This is a genomic window from Micromonospora sp. C31 (assembly GCF_018070575.1).
GTDB lineage: Bacteria > Actinomycetota > Actinomycetes > Mycobacteriales > Micromonosporaceae > Micromonospora.
Genome location: NZ_JAGPXN010000003.1, coordinates 142936 through 158667, shown reverse-complemented (window position 1 = coordinate 158667; position 15732 = coordinate 142936). Strand labels below are relative to the sequence as shown.

Sequence of the window (15732 nt, the reverse complement as noted above, 5' to 3'; positions counted from 1 at the left end):
GGAGGCGCGGCATGGCGCGGATCGTGGTCGTCGGCGCCGGCGTGGGAGGGCTGGCCACCGCCGCCCGGCTGGCCGCCACCGGGCACCAGGTCACCGTGCTCGAACGCGCGGACACCGTCGGCGGCAAGCTCGGCCGGTACGTCCACGACACCCCGGCGGGCCCGTTCCACTTCGACACCGGGCCGAGTCTGCTCACCCTGCCGGACGTCTTCCACGACCTGTTCGAGGCGACCGGCGCGAAGCTCGACGAGTACCTGGACCTGACGCCGGTGGACCCGATCGTGCGGCACGTCTTCCCCGGCGGCGGCCCGGCCCTCGACTCGTGCGCCGACCCGGCCGAGTTCGCCGCCCGCGTCGGCGCGGCCTTCGGCGACCGGGCCGCCGCTGACTGGCAGCGGCTGTGGCGCCGGGCGGCGCGGGTGTGGCAGGCCTCGCACCGGGACATCCTGCGCCGCGCGATCGACTCCCCGCTGGACCTGGCCGCGCTGGCCTGGCGGCTGGGCGACCTGGCCGCCATCGGGCCGGGTCGGACGCTACGCGGGCTGGGCCGGCGGCACCTGTCCGACCCCCGGCTGCGGATGCTGCTGGACCGCTACGCCACCTACACGGGCGCCGACCCGCGCCGGGCGCCGGCCGCGCTGGTGGCCGTGCCCTACGCCGAGCTGACCTTCGGCGGCTGGTACCTGCGCGGCGGGCTGGGCACACTCGCCGACGCGCTGCTGACCCGCTGCCTGGACCTCGGCGTGGTCGTACGGACCGGCGCCACGGTCACCCGGATCGACGCGGCGGGCGGCCGGGTGCACGGCGTACGCCTGCGCGGCGTCACCGCGCCGGTCCCCGCCGACGTGGTGGTGGCCAACGTCGACGCGCTCACCCTCTACCGGGACCTGCTGCCCAGCCCGCGCCGGCTGGCCGGGCTGACCGACCGCAGCCTGGCCGGTTTCGTACTGCTGCTCGGCGTCGCCGGCGACTCCGGGCTGGCCCACCACAACGTGTTCTTCCCCCGCGACTACGACGCCGAGTTCGACGCGGTCTTCGGCCACCCGGGGCGCGGGATGCGGGCCCGGCCGGCGGCCGACCCCACCGTCTTCGTCACCGTCGCCGACGACCCGATGGTCCGGCCGGCCGACCACGAGGCGTGGTTCGTGCTGGTCAACGCCCCCCGGCACGGCACCGCCGCCGGGGCCGTCGACTGGCGCCGGCCCGGCCTCGCCGAGGCGTACGCCGACCGCGTCCTCGACGTGCTGGCCGAACGCGGCGTCGACGTGCGGGACCGGCTGGTGTTCCGGCAGGTCCGCACCCCGGCCGACCTGGACGACGCGACCGGCGCGCCCGGCGGGTCGATCTACGGCACCGCCGGCGGCCTGCTGCGCCCCGCCAACCGGGGCCCGGCGCACGGGCTGTGGCTGGTCGGCGGCTCCAGCCACCCGGGCGGCGGCCTGCCGATGGTGACGCTCTCCGCCCAGATCGTCGCCGACGAGATCGGCCCCGCCTGGTAGCTGCCGAAGGTGTAAGGAAGGGCACCTTATTAACGCCTGAGGTATAGGAAGGGGCCCTTCCTTACACCTTCGGGCGGGCGCACCAGCCCCGCGTACCGGGTGAGCGCAGCCGTCAGCCGGCGTCGATGAGGGCGCGGCGGACGGCGGAGAGCAACTGGCCGAGGCCGAAGCCGGCCAGCAGCACCCAGACGGCGGTGGCCATGGTGATCGTGCCGGCGGCCAGGTCCGGCTCGATCAGCCCGGTCAGCCCGGCCAGCAGCAGCCCGACCAGGGCCACCGAGACCCGGGTGGGGCGCTCCCCCACCGTCACCGCACCGAGCTCCCGCATGCCGGCGGAGACCGCCCGGGAGCGGACGTACTCGTGCAGCCAGGAGAGCGCGCCGGCGGTCACGACGAGCGCCCCCGGCGCGCCGATCAGCCAGAACGCGGCCAGCCAGGCGACCTCGCCGAGCCGGTCGGCCAGCGAGTCGTAGACGTAGCCGAGCCGGGAGGTCCGGTTCGTGGCCACCGCCACCGCGCCGTCGACGCTGTCCGCCACGGCGGCGAGCAGCACGAACAGCGACGCCAGGAAGGGACCGTCCTGCGGCCGTACGGCGAACAGCGGCACGCAGGCACAGAGCAGCACGCCGACCACGGTGACCGGGGTCGGGCCGACCCGCAGCCGGCCCAGCACGAACCCGACGTGGTAGGCGAAGCGCAGCCAGGCGCGGACGACCGGGGCCGCCGCCCGGGGGTCGAAGCCCCCGTGCAGCCGTGCCCAGGCGGTGGCGTACTCGTCCCAGTTCAGCTGTGTGCCCACCTTCGGATCAACCGTCGCGCCGCCGGTCAGGTGTCGCGGCAGCGGAGTCACACCCGCGCGCCGGCTTGGATGTTCTGCCAGACCTCGCGGGTGGCGGTGGAGCGGTTGAGGGTGATGAAGTGGATCCCGGGCACGCCCTCGTCGAGCAGCCGCCGGCACATCTCGCTGGCCTGCTCGACACCGAGCCGGCGTACCGCCTCCGGGTCGTCGGCGACCTTCGCGAACCGCTCGGCCAGGGCCGGCGGGAAGGGCGCCCCCGAGAGCTGCACCGAACGCTCGATGGTGCCGATCTGGGTCACCGGCATCACGCCGGCCAGGATGGGCGTGTCGCAGCCGGCGGCGGCGACCCGGTCGCGCAGCCGCAGGTAGTCGTCGGCGTCGAAGAACATCTGGGTGATCGCGAAGTCGGCGCCGGCCCGGCACTTGCGGACGAAGTGCTCCGTGTCGCTGGCCACGTCGGACGAGCGCGGATGCTTGTAGGGGAAGGCCGCCACCCCGACGCTGAAGTCGCCCGCGTCGCGCACCAGACGGACCAGGTCCTCGGCGTAGAGCACGCCCTCGGGGTGACACACCCAGTCGCCGCCCGGGTCGCCCGGCGGGTCGCCCCGCACAGCGAGCACGTTGCGCACCCCGACCCCGGCGAGCCTGCCGATGACGTGGCGCAGCTCTGCCACCGAGTGGCTGACCGCGGTCAGGTGGGCCATCGGCAGCAGGGTGGTCTCGGTGGCGATCCGCTCGGTGACCGCCACGGTGGTGTCGCGGGTCGACCCGCCGGCGCCGTAGGTGATCGATACGAAGGACGGGCGCAGCGACTCCAGCTCGCGGATCGCCTGCCACAGCAGTCGCTCGCCCTGCTCGGTCTTGGGCGGGAAGAACTCGAAGGAGAAGGTCGGCTGCCGGTCGCGGATCAGCTCCCCGATCGCCGGCTGGGGATTGGGGAGGACCGATGGAAGACCGAGCGCCACGCCACGACTCTAGCGGGCCGGGCCCCGCATACCGAGACCTTCCCACACTGGTGGACACCGGACCGGGCCCGGCGGGCGGCTCCGGGCCGGGCCGGGCGCGCGGGCCGGCGGCGGGGGCCGGTCACCGGGGCCGCGAAGTGTCGTACCCACGGAGTAGTCATGTGACTGCGCGGGGTGGTCCCGGCCGTAGGCCGACCCGCCCGGGGGCACGCGCGGGGGTCAGCATCCACCGGTGGCGCACCGGTCCCGTTCCGGGGTCTGCGCCGCCGCCGTGCCGACACCCGCCCGGAGGAACCGATGACGCCGCCCCCGCCGCCCGGCCCGCAGCTGCTCGGGCCGCTGCTCGCCCAGCTCCGGCTGGCCCGGGGCCGGAGCCAGCTGCGGCTCGCGGCCGAGCTCTGCGCCGCCTCCGGTGTGCCGACCCTCAGCCGGCACGAGGTCTCCCGGTGGGAACGGCAACTGCGCGTTCCCGGCGTGTTCTGGCTCGGTTGGCTCGCCGTCGTCCTCGCGGTGCCGGTCGACCTGCTGGCCGCCGCCGCGGCCCGCACCCGCCGCCTCGGTCCGCCGCCGGCCTTCGGCGGGTCCCGGCCCCGGGCGGCACTGCTGGCCCTGGCCCAGCGCTGGCTGGCCGACCCGCACGCCGTGCTGCTGCCCGGACCGCCCGCTCGACCCGACGGTCGGGGCGACGGTCGGGGCAGCCCGGCCAGGCCCGGGCTGCCGGGCACCCGGCCGGCGACGGCGGACACCGACGGGCCGGAAGGGCCGGTGCGGCTGGCGCAGCTACGCCGGCTCGACGACCTCGCCGGCGGGGCCGACCTGGCCGGGCTCGGGGCCTACCGGCTGGGACGCGCGGTGCGGGCGCTGTCCGGGTGCGGCCCCGCCGCGCGCCCTCGACTGCTGCTCGAACTGGCCGAGTCCGCCCAGCTCGCGGGTTGGCTCACCGCCGACGCCGGGGACGCCGCCGGCGCGCTGCACGCCTACCGGCTGGCGTTGCGCGCCGCCGCGACGGCCGGCGACCCGGCGCTCGCCGGGCACGTGCTCGGCTCGGCCAGCCACCTGCTCACCGGCGTCGGCGACCCGGCCGGCGCGCTGGTGCTGGCCCGCACCGCGTACGCGGGGGCACGGCGGTCGGCCAGCCCCGGTCTGCGGGCCCTGCTGTTGCACCGGGTGGCCCTGGCCATGGCTCTGGGCGGCCGGGCGGGAGCGGTCCCGCAGGCGCTCGACGCGGCCCGCCGGGTGACCGACGCACCCGAACCGGGCCGGGAACCGCCATGGCTCTACTGGCTCGACGGGCCGGAACTGGCCGCGATGACCGGGCGCACGCTGGTCGCGCTGGGCCGCCCGCGCCCGGCCGAGGCGCCGCTGCACGCCGTCCGGGGGCGCGGCCCGCGCACGTCGGCGATCTACGGCAGCTGGCTGGCCCGGGGCTATCTGCAACTCGGCGAGGTGGAGCGGGCCAGCGCGGTGGCCGGCGAGGCGCTGCTCGACGCGGTCCGCGCCGGGTCGCCCCGCGCGCTGGGCCAGCTGGCCGAGGTGCGCCGGCGGCTGGCCGGGCACGGCGACGAGCCGGCCGTACGGCGGTACCGGGCGCTCGCCGCGTCGGCCGCCCCGTACCTGCCCCGTTCGGGGCCGCCACCTGGGCGGGCCGGCGGGCCGGCTCCCGCGGGGCGTACGGCGCGTCGGCCCCCCGGTGGCGCGACGGGCCCCACGCCGACCGGATAGCGTCGGGGCGTGACCCACGCTGCTCCCGTTTCCCCCGTCGACCGCGCCGGGCTGCGTCAACGGATCGACAAGGCCCTGACCGAGTTCCTCGCCAGCCAGCGCGCCTGGATGGCCGGGGTCGACGACGCCCTGGCTCCGCTCGCCGAGGCGATCGAGGCGTTCGTCCTCGGCGGCGGCAAGCGGCTGCGGCCGGCGTTCGCCTACTGGGGTTTCCGGGGAGCCGGCGGGGTGGACACCGACCAGGTGGTCACCGCCCTGGCCTCGTTGGAGTTCGTGCAGGCCAGCGCGCTGATCCACGACGACCTCATGGACCGCTCCGACACCCGGCGCGGCGAGCCGGCCGTGCACCGGCGGTTCGCGGCCCGGCACCGGGCGGCCGGCTGGGGCGGCGACGCGGACGGCTTCGGCGACGCCGCGGCGATCCTCCTGGGCGACCTGGCCCTGGTCTGGTCGGACGAGCTGCTGCACTCCGCCGGGCTGGATCCGCGCACGGTGGCCCGCGCCCGGCCGGTCTTCGACGCCATGCGCACCGAGGTCACCGTCGGCCAGTACCTCGACGTGCTGACCCAGGTCACCGGGGACACCTCGGTGGAGCGGGCCGGCAAGGTCGCCCGCTACAAGTCGGCGAAGTACACGGTCGAGCGGCCCCTGCTGGTCGGTGCCGCGCTGGCCGACGCGCCGGCGGAGGTCCGGGCGGCGTACTCGGCGTACGGGCTGCCGCTGGGCGAGGCGTTCCAGCTCCGCGACGACGTGCTGGGGGTCTTCGGCGACCCGGTCCAGACCGGCAAGCCGGCCGGCGACGACCTACGCGAGGGCAAGCGGACGTACCTGGTGGCGGCGGCGCTGGAGACGACCGACGGGGCGGGCCGGGACGTGCTGCTCGGCACGCTCGGCGACCCCGGGCTGGACGAGGCCGGGATCGCCCGGCTGCGTGGGCTCATCGACGGCAGCGGGGCGTTGGCGCGTACGGAGGAGCGGATCGCCATGCTGACCGACACCGCGCTGGCCGCGCTGGCCGCCGTCGACCTGGACACCGAGGCCCGGCAGGCCCTCGTCGACCTGGCCATCGCCGCCACCCGCCGCGCGGACTGACCGGCCACCCACGCCCCCTCGCCCCGGGCGGAGGGCGAGAGCGGGGCGGGGCGGGGCAGGGCGGGCAGAGCAGAGCAGGGCGGGGCGGGTCAGAAGCCGAGGGCCTGGGCCCGGCGCTTCACCTCGCGGGCCTGATCGCCGCCGAGCGCCTTCGCGGGGCTGGCGCCCGGCAGGGTGTCGTCCGGCTCGTAGAGCCAGCGCAGCGCGGCCTCGTCGTCGTATCCGGCGTCGGTCAGCAGGTTGAGCACACCGGGCAGGTGCTTGAGCACCGTCTCGTTGGCCACCAGGTCGGCCGGCATCCGGCGGACGCCGTCGCGGCGTACGGCGATGAGCTCCCGGTCGCGGATCATCTGGTGGACCTTGCTGATCGACACGTCGAGGCGCTCGGCCACGTCCGGCAGGGTCAGCCAGTCGGCGGCGTCGGCGGGGCCGGTGGCGGATTCGGGGCCGGGCACGGCCCGGTCGGCGGGTACTGAGTCGGTCACCGGACCACCCTGCCACGTCCCGCCCGGCCGGGGCCAACGGCACCCCGACGAGCCGGCTGAGCAGGGCCGGCGGGCAGTGCGAGCGCGGCGGGAGGGTCACGGTCGTACCCCATCTGTAGCATCCTGTTCAACCTTCACCTCCTGGACACATAGACTCCCTGCCGATGGACACACAGGTCGCCGACACGTTGCTGGGCTCGCTGATCGACGGGCGCTACCGCATCCGCGGTCGCGTGGCCCGTGGCGGCATGGCGACCGTGTACACCGCCACCGACGAGCGCCTCGAGCGCACCGTGGCGGTCAAGATCATTCACCCGTCCCAGGCCCCCGAGGCGCGGGCGCGGGCCGCGGGCTTCGTGGAGCGGTTCACCGACGAGGCGAAGACCATCGCCCGGCTGACCCACCCCAACGTCGTCGCGGTCTACGACCAGGGCACCCACTCCGGCCTGCCCTACCTCGTGATGGAGTACGTCCGCGGTCGCACCCTGCGCGACGTGCTCGCCGAGCGGCGCCGGCTCAACCCCGACGAGGCCCTGGCCATCGCCGAGCAGATGCTCGCCGCGATCGCCGCCGCGCACCGGGCAGGGCTGGTGCACCGCGACGTGAAGCCCGAGAACGTGCTGGTCGCCGAGGCCCCCACCGGCGGCGCGGCCAACCTGGTCGACAGCGTGGTCAAGGTCGCCGACTTCGGGCTGGCCCGGGCCGTCGAGGCGAGCGCCGACGACGAGAACGGCAACCAGTTGATGGCCACCGTCGCGTACGTGGCCCCGGAGCTGGTCACCGAGGGCCACGCCGACCCCCGCACCGACGTCTACTCCGCCGGCATCGTGCTGTTCGAGATGCTCACCGGCCGGGTGCCCTACGACGGGGACCGCCCGGTCGACGTCGCCTGGCAGCACGTCGACAAGGACGTCCCGGCACCGTCCACCCTGGTGCCCGGCCTGCCCAGGTCGCTCGACGAACTGGTCGCCCGGGCCACCCGGCGTGATCCGGGCGCCCGGCCGACCGACGCCGGCGCGCTGCTGGCCGAGGTGCAGGCCGCCCGCGACGACCTTGGCGACGCGAACACGCACACCGCCGTGTTGCGCCGGGTGTCCGACGACTCGGTGGCCCAGCCGACCATGATGGTCGCGGCGATCCGGCCGGCCGATCGGCCCGCCTGGGCCCGGCTGCCCGAGGGCGGCGGCCCCCGGACGGGCCGTCGCCGGGCCGAGCCCGAGGAGGGCGAGAGCCTGTGGTCGCGGCTGGCCACGCTGCGTACCCGGGTCATGGGCGACCCGCGCGGCCGCACGGGGGTCATCGCCACCGTGTTGGCGCTGGTCCTGGTGGCAGCCGGCGGCGGCTGGTGGTTCGCGGCCGGGCGCTACACGGAGGCGCCGCAGCTGGTGGCGATGACCAAGGCCGAGGCGGAGGCACAGGCCGCCCGCGCCGGGATCGTCCTCAGCTACGCGGCACCGCGCCACGACGAGAAGGTCCCGAAGGACGCCGTCCTGGCGCAGGACCCGGTCTCCGCCACCCGGATCGTCAAGGGCGGCACCGTCACGCTGACCCTCTCGCTGGGCCCGGAACGTTTCCCGGTGCCCGACGTGGTGGGCAAGGAGTTCGAGCTCGCCGAGGCCGACCTGCTCGACGCGAAGCTGGTGGTGGCGAAGGGCGCCGCCCGCTACGACGACAACCTGCCCGCCGGCGTCGTGATGGACACCAACCCGAAGGTCGGCACCGAGGTGAAGCCGGGCGACAAGGTCACGGTCGTCCTGAGCAAGGGCAAGGCCCCGATCTCGGTGCCCAACCTGGTCGGCAAGAGCCTGGGCGAGGCGCGGACGGCCCTCGCCCAACTGGGCCTGGAGCTGGTGGAGCCGCCCACCTACAAGGACTCCGACAAGCCCAGGGACGAGGTCCTCGGGCAGAGCCCGGCGGACGGCACCGGGGTGGAGCGGGGAGCGAAGGTCAAGCTGGAACTCAGCAAGGGCCCGCCGCTGGTCGCCGTCCCCCGGGCCATCGACCTGCCCTGTCAGCAGGCCAAGCAGCTCCTGGAGGGCCAGGGCTTCCCGGTGGCGATCCAGTTCAACCCGAACGGCGTCGCCCGTTTCCAGAACCCGCCGGAGAACACCCAGGTGCCGCCGGGCACCCCGGTCACCCTCGGGTGCTTGTAGCGATGCCGGCGCACCACCGGCTGGTCGGCTCGCACACGCCCACCTCCGGGGGCCTGGCGAGGGCCGCCCTGCCGTACGTCGACGCGGCCGGCTCGCAGGTCGTGCAGGTCTACGTGTCCAACTCGCGGGGCTGGGCACTGCCGGCCGGCGACCCGGCCCAGGACGTGGCGTTCCGCGACGGCTGCGGCGAGCGGGGCGTGCCCGTCTTCATCCACGCGTCGCTGCTGGTCAACCTCGGCTCGCCCACCGCGAACACGGTCGAGCGGTCGGCCGAGACACTCGCCCACGCGCTGCGCCGGGGCCGCGCGATCGGCGCCGAGGGGGTGGTCTTCCACGCCGGCAGCGCGGTCGACGAGGGGTACGCCGACACCGCGATGCGCCAGGTACGCGAGACGCTGCTGCCGTTGCTCGACGAGGCGGCGGCAGCGGGCGGCCCACGGCTGCTGGTCGAGCCGAGCGCTGGTGGCGGTCGCTCCCTCGCCTCCCGGGTGGAGCAGCTCGGGCCCTACCTCGACGCGGTGGAGCGGCACCCCTGGCTCGGGGTCTGCTTCGACACGTGCCACGCCTGGGCGGCCGGGCACGACCTCGCCGCCGAGGGCGGCATGACCGCGACGCTGGACACGCTCGTGGCGACGGTCGGGGCCGACCGCCTGCGGCTGGTGCACGCCAACGACTCGAAGGACCTCTGCGGCTCGACCCGCGACCGGCACGAGAACATCGGCGGAGGCACCATCGGCGAGCCGGCGTTCGCCGAGCTGATGGCGCATCCGGCCACCGCCGGCGTCCCGGTCGTGGTGGAGACGCCGACGGAGAAGCACGTCGGCCACGCCGCCGACATCGCCACCCTCAGGCGCCTGCACCCCTGACGCGGGGCCGGCAGAAGGTCAGCCCCGCAGGACGCGGGTGAGGACGTCGACGGCGCGGTCGATGCCGGCGTCGTCGACGTCCAGGTGGGTGACCAGGCGCGCCGTGCGGGGGCCGAGCACCGAGAGCAGGACGCCCTCGGCGCGCGCGGCGGCGGCCAGGGCGTGCGCGTCCATCGGTGCCTTGGTCAGGTCCAACGGCACCAGGTTGGTCCGGACCGTCGTGGCCAGCACCCCGAACGGGGCGATCGCCTCGGCCAGCCGGGCCGCCTTGGCGTGGTCGTCGGCGAGCCGGTCGACGTGGTGCGCCAGCGCGTACCGGCCGGCGGCGGCCAGGATGCCGGCCTGCCGCATCCCGCCGCCCATCCGCTTGCGGACGAACCGGGCCCGCTCGATCTTGTCGGCGCTGCCGACGACCAGCGAGCCGACCGGCGCCCCGAGACCCTTGGAGAGGCAGACCGACAGGGTGTCGAACAGGGCGCCGTAGTCGGCCAGCGGCACGCCGTCGGCGACGTGCGCGTGCCAGATCCGGGCGCCGTCGCAGTGCAGCGCGACCTGCGCGTCGTCGGCGATCCGGCGCAGCTCGCGCAGGATGCCCAGCGGGATCACCCCGCCGCCGCCCCGGTTGTGGGTCTGCTCGACGGCTATCGCCCGGGTGGGCACCGCCCAGTAACCGTCCGGGCGGACCATGGCGGCGACCGCGTCCGGGTCGACGTCCGCGCCGACGGCGGGCCAGGTCCGCGAGGAGATGCCGCCGTACGCCGCGGCGGCCCCGATCTCGTACGTCACCACGTGCGCGTCGGCGTCGCAGAGCAGCTCGTTGCCCGGCGGCACCACCAGTTGCAGGGCGATCTGGTTGGCCATCGACCCGCTCGGGGCGAACAGCGCCGCCTCGTGCCCGAACAGCGCGGCGACCTCGGCCTCCAGCGCGTTGACGGTCGGATCCTCGCCGTAGACGTCGTCGCCGACGTCGGCGCCGGCCATCGCCTCCCGCATCCCGGAGGTGGGCCGGGTGACGGTGTCCGACCGAAGGTCGACGAACTGGTCAGCCACTGTCGTCCCTTCGGCCGCCGACTGCGGGGCTCGCAAGCTCACTCCTCGCGTCAGCCACGGAGCATCTCCGCCACCAGGAAAGCCAGCTCCAGCGACTGCTGGGTGTTCAGCCGCGGGTCGCAGGCGGTCTCGTACCGGCCGGGCAGGTCGAGATCCTCGATGCCCTGGGCGCCGCCGAGGCACTCGGTGACGTCCTCACCGGTCAGCTCGACGTGCAGCCCGCCGGGGTGGGTCTCCAGGCCCCGGTGCACCTCGAAGTAGCCGAGCACCTCGTCGACGATGCGGTCGAAGTGCCGGGTCTTGTAGCCGTTGGACGACTCGTGCGTGTTGCCGTGCATCGGGTCGCACTGCCAGACCACCTTGGCGCCGGCGGCGGTCACCTTCGCCACGATCGGCGGCAGGGCGTCGCGGACCCGGTGGTTGCCCATCCGGCTGATCAGGGTGAGCCGGCCGGGGATGTTCTCCGGGTTGAGCTTCTCGCAGAGCTCGATCGCCTCGTCCGGGGTCGTCGTCGGGCCGAGCTTCACGCCGATCGGGTTGGCGATGCGGGAGATGAAGTCGATGTGCGCCCCGCCGATCTGCCGGGTGCGCTCGCCGATCCACAGGAAGTGCCCGGACAGCCCGTACGCCCGGCGGTCGGAGACCCGGGTCAGCGCCCGGTCGTACTCCAGGGCGAGGGCCTCGTGCGAGCAGTAGAGGGTGACGGTGCGCAGCGCCTCGTCGTCGGTCATCCCGCACGCCCGGATGAAGGCCAGCGCCCGGTCGATCTCGCGGGCGATCGCCTCGTAGCGCTCACCGGCCGGGGAGTTCTTGACGAAGCCCTTGTTCCAGTCGTGCACGGCGTGCAGGTCGGCCAGCCCGCCGGCGAGGTAGGCGCGGAGCATGTTCATCGCGGCGGCCGAGTTCGCGTACGCCCGGATCATGCGCTGCGGATCGGCGGCGCGCGCCTCCGGCGTCGCCTCCAGCGCGTTGATCATGTCGCCGCGGTAGGCGGGCAGGCCGCGCGCGTCCGTCGGCAGCGACCGGGGCTTGGTGTACTGCCCGGCGACCCGGGCCACCTTGACCACCGGCAGCGAGGCGCCGTAGGTGAGCACGATCGCCATCTGGAGCAGGGTGCGGGCGTTGGCCAGCAGGTGGCTCTCGGTGTTGTCGACGAAGGTCTCCGCGCAGTCGCCGCCCTGGAGCAGGAACGCCTTGCCCTCGCACACCAGCGCCAGCCGCTGCCGCAACTGGTCGACCTCGTAGGGCGCCACCACCGAGGGCACGGTGTCGAGCACCTTGCAGACCTCGGCGACCCCCGCCGGGTCCGGCCAGGGCGGGGTCTGCTCGCGCGGCAGCTCCCGCCAGCGGTCGAGGCCGAGGGCCGCGTCCTCGGCGGAGTCGACGGTCGGACGGCTGGTCTGCAGCCCAGGGCTGCCCACCGCGGGATGGCTCAGCTGATGCCACTCATGGCGCATGACAGGAAGCGTACGGCGAGCGGCCTCACGGCCTGTCGGCGAGGGGGATGGTTCCGGCAGGTGAGAGCGGGCTCACCCGGACCCGGGCGAGGGGGTGGCGGCCGGGGCGGGGGTGTTGCCGCCCGGTGCCTCGGCGGCGATGCACCAGTCGGCGCCGTCGCGGGTGACCGTGAACAGCAGCGGCCGGGTGATCGTGCGGGACCCGGCGGCGACCGAGATCGACGTGCTCACCTCCTGGCCCCGGGGACCGGGGCGGATGTCGGTGATCTCGGCCTTCGGCACGGTGAAGTGGTCGGCGAAGTCGCCGTTGGGGCCGGTCGCGGCGGCGTCGAAGCTCTGCTGGAGGGCGGCGCAGAGCTGGCTGCGCCCGGCCGCGACGTCCTTGGCGGTCATCGCGTCGAGGTAGGCCTGCACCCGCTCCCGCGACTTGGCGGCGGCCTCCTCGGCCGGGGCCCGCCCGGGCCTGGTCGCCGGGTCCTCCTCCTCGCCGATACCGCACCCGAGCAGGGCGAGGGGCAGGGTCACGAGCAGCACCGCGCCCGCCACCAGCCTTCCGCGCGTCGCGCGCATCGCCACCTCCGTCGCCGTGGACAGTGAGCCCGTCGAGCGGGGAGTCTGTCACATCGACACACGTGCCCCGATGCCGCCGCGCCCGAACCGGACGATCCCAGCCCGACCGGGCACAGCGGGCGGGGAGGGACCGGTGCGTGGTCCCTCCCCGCCGTGTGGGTGGTGCGTCGGCCCTCGGCTCAGCCGAGACCGCCCTTGATGGCGCCGATCAGCTCGCCGTTGCCGGTGTCACCGGAGAGCTCCCAGAAGAAGGCGCCACCGAGGCCCTGGTTCTTCGCGTACGTCATCTTGCCGTTGATCGTGGCGGGGGTGTCGTAGCTCCACCAGTTGCTGCCGCACTTGGCGTACGCCGTGCCGGCGACGGTGCCGGTGGCCGGGCAGGTGTTCTTGAGGACCTTGTAGTCCTCGATGCCCTGCTCGTAGGTGCCCGGGGCGGGGCCGGTGGCGGTGCCACCCGGGGCGGTCTGGGTCACCCCGGTCCAGCCCCGGCCGTAGAAGCCGATGCCGAGCAGCAGCTTGTCCGACGGAATGCCCTTGCTCTTGAGCTTCTGGATCGCCGCGTCGGACCAGAAGCCCTGCTGCGGGATGCCGGCGTACGAGGTGAGCGGGGAGTGCGGGGCGGTGGGGCCCTGCGCGTTGAAGGCGCCGAAGTAGTCGTACGTCATCGGCATGATCCAGTTGAGGTGCGTGGCGGCGCCGGCGTAGTCGGCGGCGTCGATCTTGCCGCCGTTGCTGCCGTCCGCCGTGATGGCGGCGGTGACCAGCGCGGAGGAGCCGAACTTCGAGCGCAGTGCGCTGACCACGTTCTTGAAGGCGTTCGGGCCGCTGCTGTCACAGGTGAGCCCGCAGGCGTTCGGGTACTCCCAGTCGACGTCGATGCCGTCGAAGACGTCCGCCCAGCGCGGGTCCTCGACCAGGTTGTGGCAGCTCTCGGCGAACGCGGCCGGGTTCTGCGCGGCCTGGGTGAAGCCGCCGGACCAGGTCCAGCCGCCGAAGGACCAGATCACCTTCAGGTTCGGGTACATCTTCTTGAGCTTGCGCAGCTGGTTGAAGCTGCCGCGCAGCGGCTGGTCCCAGGTGTCGGCGACGCCGTCGACGCTGTCGGCCGCGGTGTAGGCCTTCTCGTAGTCGGCGTAGCTGTCACCGATGGTGCAGCGGCCTCCGGTGGTGTTGCCGAAGGCGTACAGGATGTGGGTCAGCTTGGCGGCCGAGCCGCTGGTGTGGATGTTCTTCACGTGGTAGTTGCGGGCGTAGACGCCCCACTGCGCGAAGTAGCCGACGACCTTCTTGCCGCCCGGGCCCGGCGGCGGCGTGGTGGGCGGCGGCGTGGTCGGCGGCGCGGTGGTGGGCGGCGCCGTGGTCGGCGGGGTGGTGGTCGGCGGCGCGGTGGTGGGGGGCGGGGTGCCGCCGCCGCACGGTGCGCCGTTGATCGTGCAGTTCAGCGGCGCCTTGTACGCGCCGGTGCCGTTGTAGCCCCAGCTGAACGAGGCGCCCGCCGCGATCGGGCCGGCCCAGCTCTTCTTCACCGCCACGTAGTGGTTGCCGGAGCGCGTGACGTCGGCGTCCCAGGAGCTGCTGATGCTGGTGCCCGACGGCAGGTCGAACTCGATGCGCCAGGTGCTCACCGGGGCGCTCGTCCCGTTGGTGACGGTCACCCGCGTCTCGTGACCGGTCCCCCAGTCCTGCGCCTTGGCGAAACCGGCGGTCACGCTGCCGGCGCCGAACGCACTGGCCATCGGGACCGTGGCGACGGTCACCGCCATCACGGCGCCGACCCAGAGGGCCCGGCGGAGCGATCTCTTCATGCGGCGTCTCCCTAAACAGTTAGGAAACTTTCCAGATTGATGGTGAGACGCTACTCACGCCGTCATCCCTTAGTCAAGATGTCCATGTATCGATTTCCACTGGGAGCGCGACCAGCCCCCGGCCGCCCCCGGTTGTCGGCACGACCGACGCCGGGGGCCACAGCGGCGACGTGCGGTGGAACTTCGAGAAGTTCCTCGTCGCCCCGGACGGCACGGTGGCGGCCCGCTTCGCGCCCACCGTCGAGCCCGGGGCGGCCGAGCTGCGCGCCGCGACCGAGAAGGCGCTGCCCCCGGCGGCCCGAGGGTCACCCGTCTCGGTCGTGCCGCCGGGTGTCGGTCGGACTACGATCGGCGACACCCGGGACGGTCCGGGCGGAGGGGGCGGGATGTTCTTCGCGGTGCAGGAGATGCTCGCACCGGGCCAGGTTCCGCCCGAGCACCACATCAGCATCCAGGGCCCACTCGACGCCAGCCGGGTGGTGCTCGACGCCGCCGTGCCAGACGACGTGCTGCGCGACCACGGTCGGCTGCGGCACCTCCCGCCGGCCCCCGCGCACCTCGACGCCGCTGGGCGGCGCCGCTTCGTACTGGAGCACCTGCTCGCTCGGATCGACGGAGCGGCGTCCTACGTCCGGATGTCGCCCGCCGACCTGCCGCCGTTCGTCCGGGCGCTCATCGCGGCGGCCAGGCCGGTGGTGTTCGCCTGGACCGACCCGACGACCGGCGAACGCGTCGAGCGGGTGGTGGTGGCGGTCTGGCGCGACGGCGATCCGGACGGACCGGCCGACCACACCCCGCCCGGGCCCCGCCGGCCGTGACCCCCGCGCCTCAGCCGGCGACGACGGCGGCTGGGGCCGGGTCGGCCAGCGCGGCGCGGATCGGGGCGAGCGCGGCGGCGAACTCGTCGAGCTCCCCCGCCTCGTCCCAGAGCTCGGCCAGCTCGGAGCCGTCGGCGAGCACCCGGTCCAGGGCGCGCAGGGCCAGCGCCGGCAGCTCGGCGGAAAGCGCCAGGCGCCCACCGGCGGCGAGGAACTCCGGCGCGTACGCCGAGTCGACCGGCGGCCCGCCGGAGAGGTGCGCGGCGACCACCGCCGACGCCGCGACCGCCCTGGCGCCGGGCCACGAGTCCAGGAAGTCGCCCTCCCGCACGGCCTCGCGCAGCGCCTGCTCCACCAGCAGGGCCCGCCGCTGCGGTGACGCATCGTCGAGGGCGGCGCACCAGTCCGCCGCCGCGTCGTTGTCGAACGGCCCCGCCGCCCACGTTCCCAT

General features: G+C 74.9%; 14 protein-coding genes. 6 read left to right on the top strand and 8 right to left on the bottom strand.

The features are described from left to right. Positions 1–11 precede the first annotated feature (11 nt). Positions 12–1499 carry an NAD(P)/FAD-dependent oxidoreductase gene (locus KBX06_RS07340; RefSeq protein ID WP_210833459.1) on the top strand — a complete coding sequence of 496 codons (1488 nt, stop codon included), beginning with the start codon at positions 12–14 and terminating at the stop codon, positions 1497–1499. A gap of 112 nt (positions 1500–1611) precedes the next feature. Here KBX06_RS07340 and KBX06_RS07335 read toward each other — a convergent pair whose 3' ends face one another. Both KBX06_RS07335 and metF read right to left on the bottom strand, forming a co-directional pair. Further along, positions 1612–2298: a CDP-alcohol phosphatidyltransferase family protein gene (locus KBX06_RS07335; protein ID WP_210833458.1), complete on the bottom strand. Its 687-nt coding sequence runs from the start codon at positions 2296–2298 to the stop codon at positions 1612–1614. Positions 2299–2345: 47 nt separating this feature from the next. Beyond that, the gene (gene metF / locus KBX06_RS07330; RefSeq protein ID WP_210833457.1) at positions 2346–3263 is read right to left on the bottom strand and encodes a methylenetetrahydrofolate reductase [NAD(P)H]; all 918 of its coding nucleotides are present in this window, start codon (positions 3261–3263) and stop codon (positions 2346–2348) included. A gap of 297 nt (positions 3264–3560) precedes the next feature. Here metF and KBX06_RS07325 point away from each other — a divergent pair, with 297 nt between their 5' ends. Continuing rightward, positions 3561–4985: a transcriptional regulator gene (locus tag KBX06_RS07325; RefSeq protein WP_247685380.1), complete on the top strand. Its 1425-nt coding sequence runs from the start codon at positions 3561–3563 to the stop codon at positions 4983–4985. A gap of 9 nt (positions 4986–4994) precedes the next feature. Then, positions 4995–6077 (top strand): polyprenyl synthetase family protein, encoded by a 1083-nt coding sequence (locus tag KBX06_RS07320; RefSeq protein ID WP_210833456.1) that lies wholly within the window; start codon positions 4995–4997, stop codon positions 6075–6077. 89 nt (positions 6078–6166) lie between these two features. On the opposite strand, the gene KBX06_RS07315 is transcribed toward KBX06_RS07320, so the two are convergent. Beyond that, a complete protein-coding gene (locus tag KBX06_RS07315; protein ID WP_210833455.1) occupies positions 6167–6562 on the bottom strand; it encodes an Rv2175c family DNA-binding protein in 396 nt (131 codons plus the stop codon). 164 nt (positions 6563–6726) lie between these two features. Between KBX06_RS07315 and pknB the strand changes: the two genes are divergently transcribed. Then, positions 6727–8715, top strand: coding sequence for a Stk1 family PASTA domain-containing Ser/Thr kinase (pknB, locus tag KBX06_RS07310; RefSeq protein WP_210833454.1), 1989 nt, complete (start codon positions 6727–6729; stop codon positions 8713–8715). Between the two features lie 2 nt (positions 8716–8717). Then, the gene (locus KBX06_RS07305) at positions 8718–9581 is read left to right on the top strand and encodes a deoxyribonuclease IV (protein WP_210833453.1); all 864 of its coding nucleotides are present in this window, start codon (positions 8718–8720) and stop codon (positions 9579–9581) included. Positions 9582–9599: 18 nt separating this feature from the next. Here KBX06_RS07305 and KBX06_RS07300 read toward each other — a convergent pair whose 3' ends face one another. The 4 genes from KBX06_RS07300 to KBX06_RS07285 form a co-directional block, all read right to left on the bottom strand. After that, a complete protein-coding gene (locus tag KBX06_RS07300) occupies positions 9600–10631 on the bottom strand; it encodes a low specificity L-threonine aldolase (protein WP_210833452.1) in 1032 nt (343 codons plus the stop codon). Positions 10632–10681: 50 nt separating this feature from the next. Beyond that, positions 10682–12088: a class II 3-deoxy-7-phosphoheptulonate synthase gene (locus KBX06_RS07295; protein ID WP_210833451.1), complete on the bottom strand. Its 1407-nt coding sequence runs from the start codon at positions 12086–12088 to the stop codon at positions 10682–10684. Positions 12089–12160: 72 nt separating this feature from the next. Continuing rightward, entirely contained in the window at positions 12161–12658 is a 498-nt protein-coding gene (locus tag KBX06_RS07290) for a hypothetical protein (protein WP_210833450.1), read from the bottom strand. A gap of 179 nt (positions 12659–12837) precedes the next feature. Further along, entirely contained in the window at positions 12838–14463 is a 1626-nt protein-coding gene (locus KBX06_RS07285; RefSeq protein WP_210833449.1) for a glycosyl hydrolase family 18 protein, read from the bottom strand. 170 nt (positions 14464–14633) lie between these two features. Between KBX06_RS07285 and KBX06_RS28675 the strand changes: the two genes are divergently transcribed. Continuing rightward, a complete protein-coding gene (locus KBX06_RS28675; protein ID WP_374225585.1) occupies positions 14634–15281 on the top strand; it encodes a hypothetical protein in 648 nt (215 codons plus the stop codon). A 10-nt stretch (positions 15282–15291) separates the two neighbouring features. Here the strand turns inward: KBX06_RS28675 and KBX06_RS07275 are convergent, their stop codons facing one another. Further along, positions 15292–15732, bottom strand: coding sequence for a DUF4259 domain-containing protein (locus tag KBX06_RS07275; RefSeq protein WP_210833448.1), 441 nt, complete (start codon positions 15730–15732; stop codon positions 15292–15294).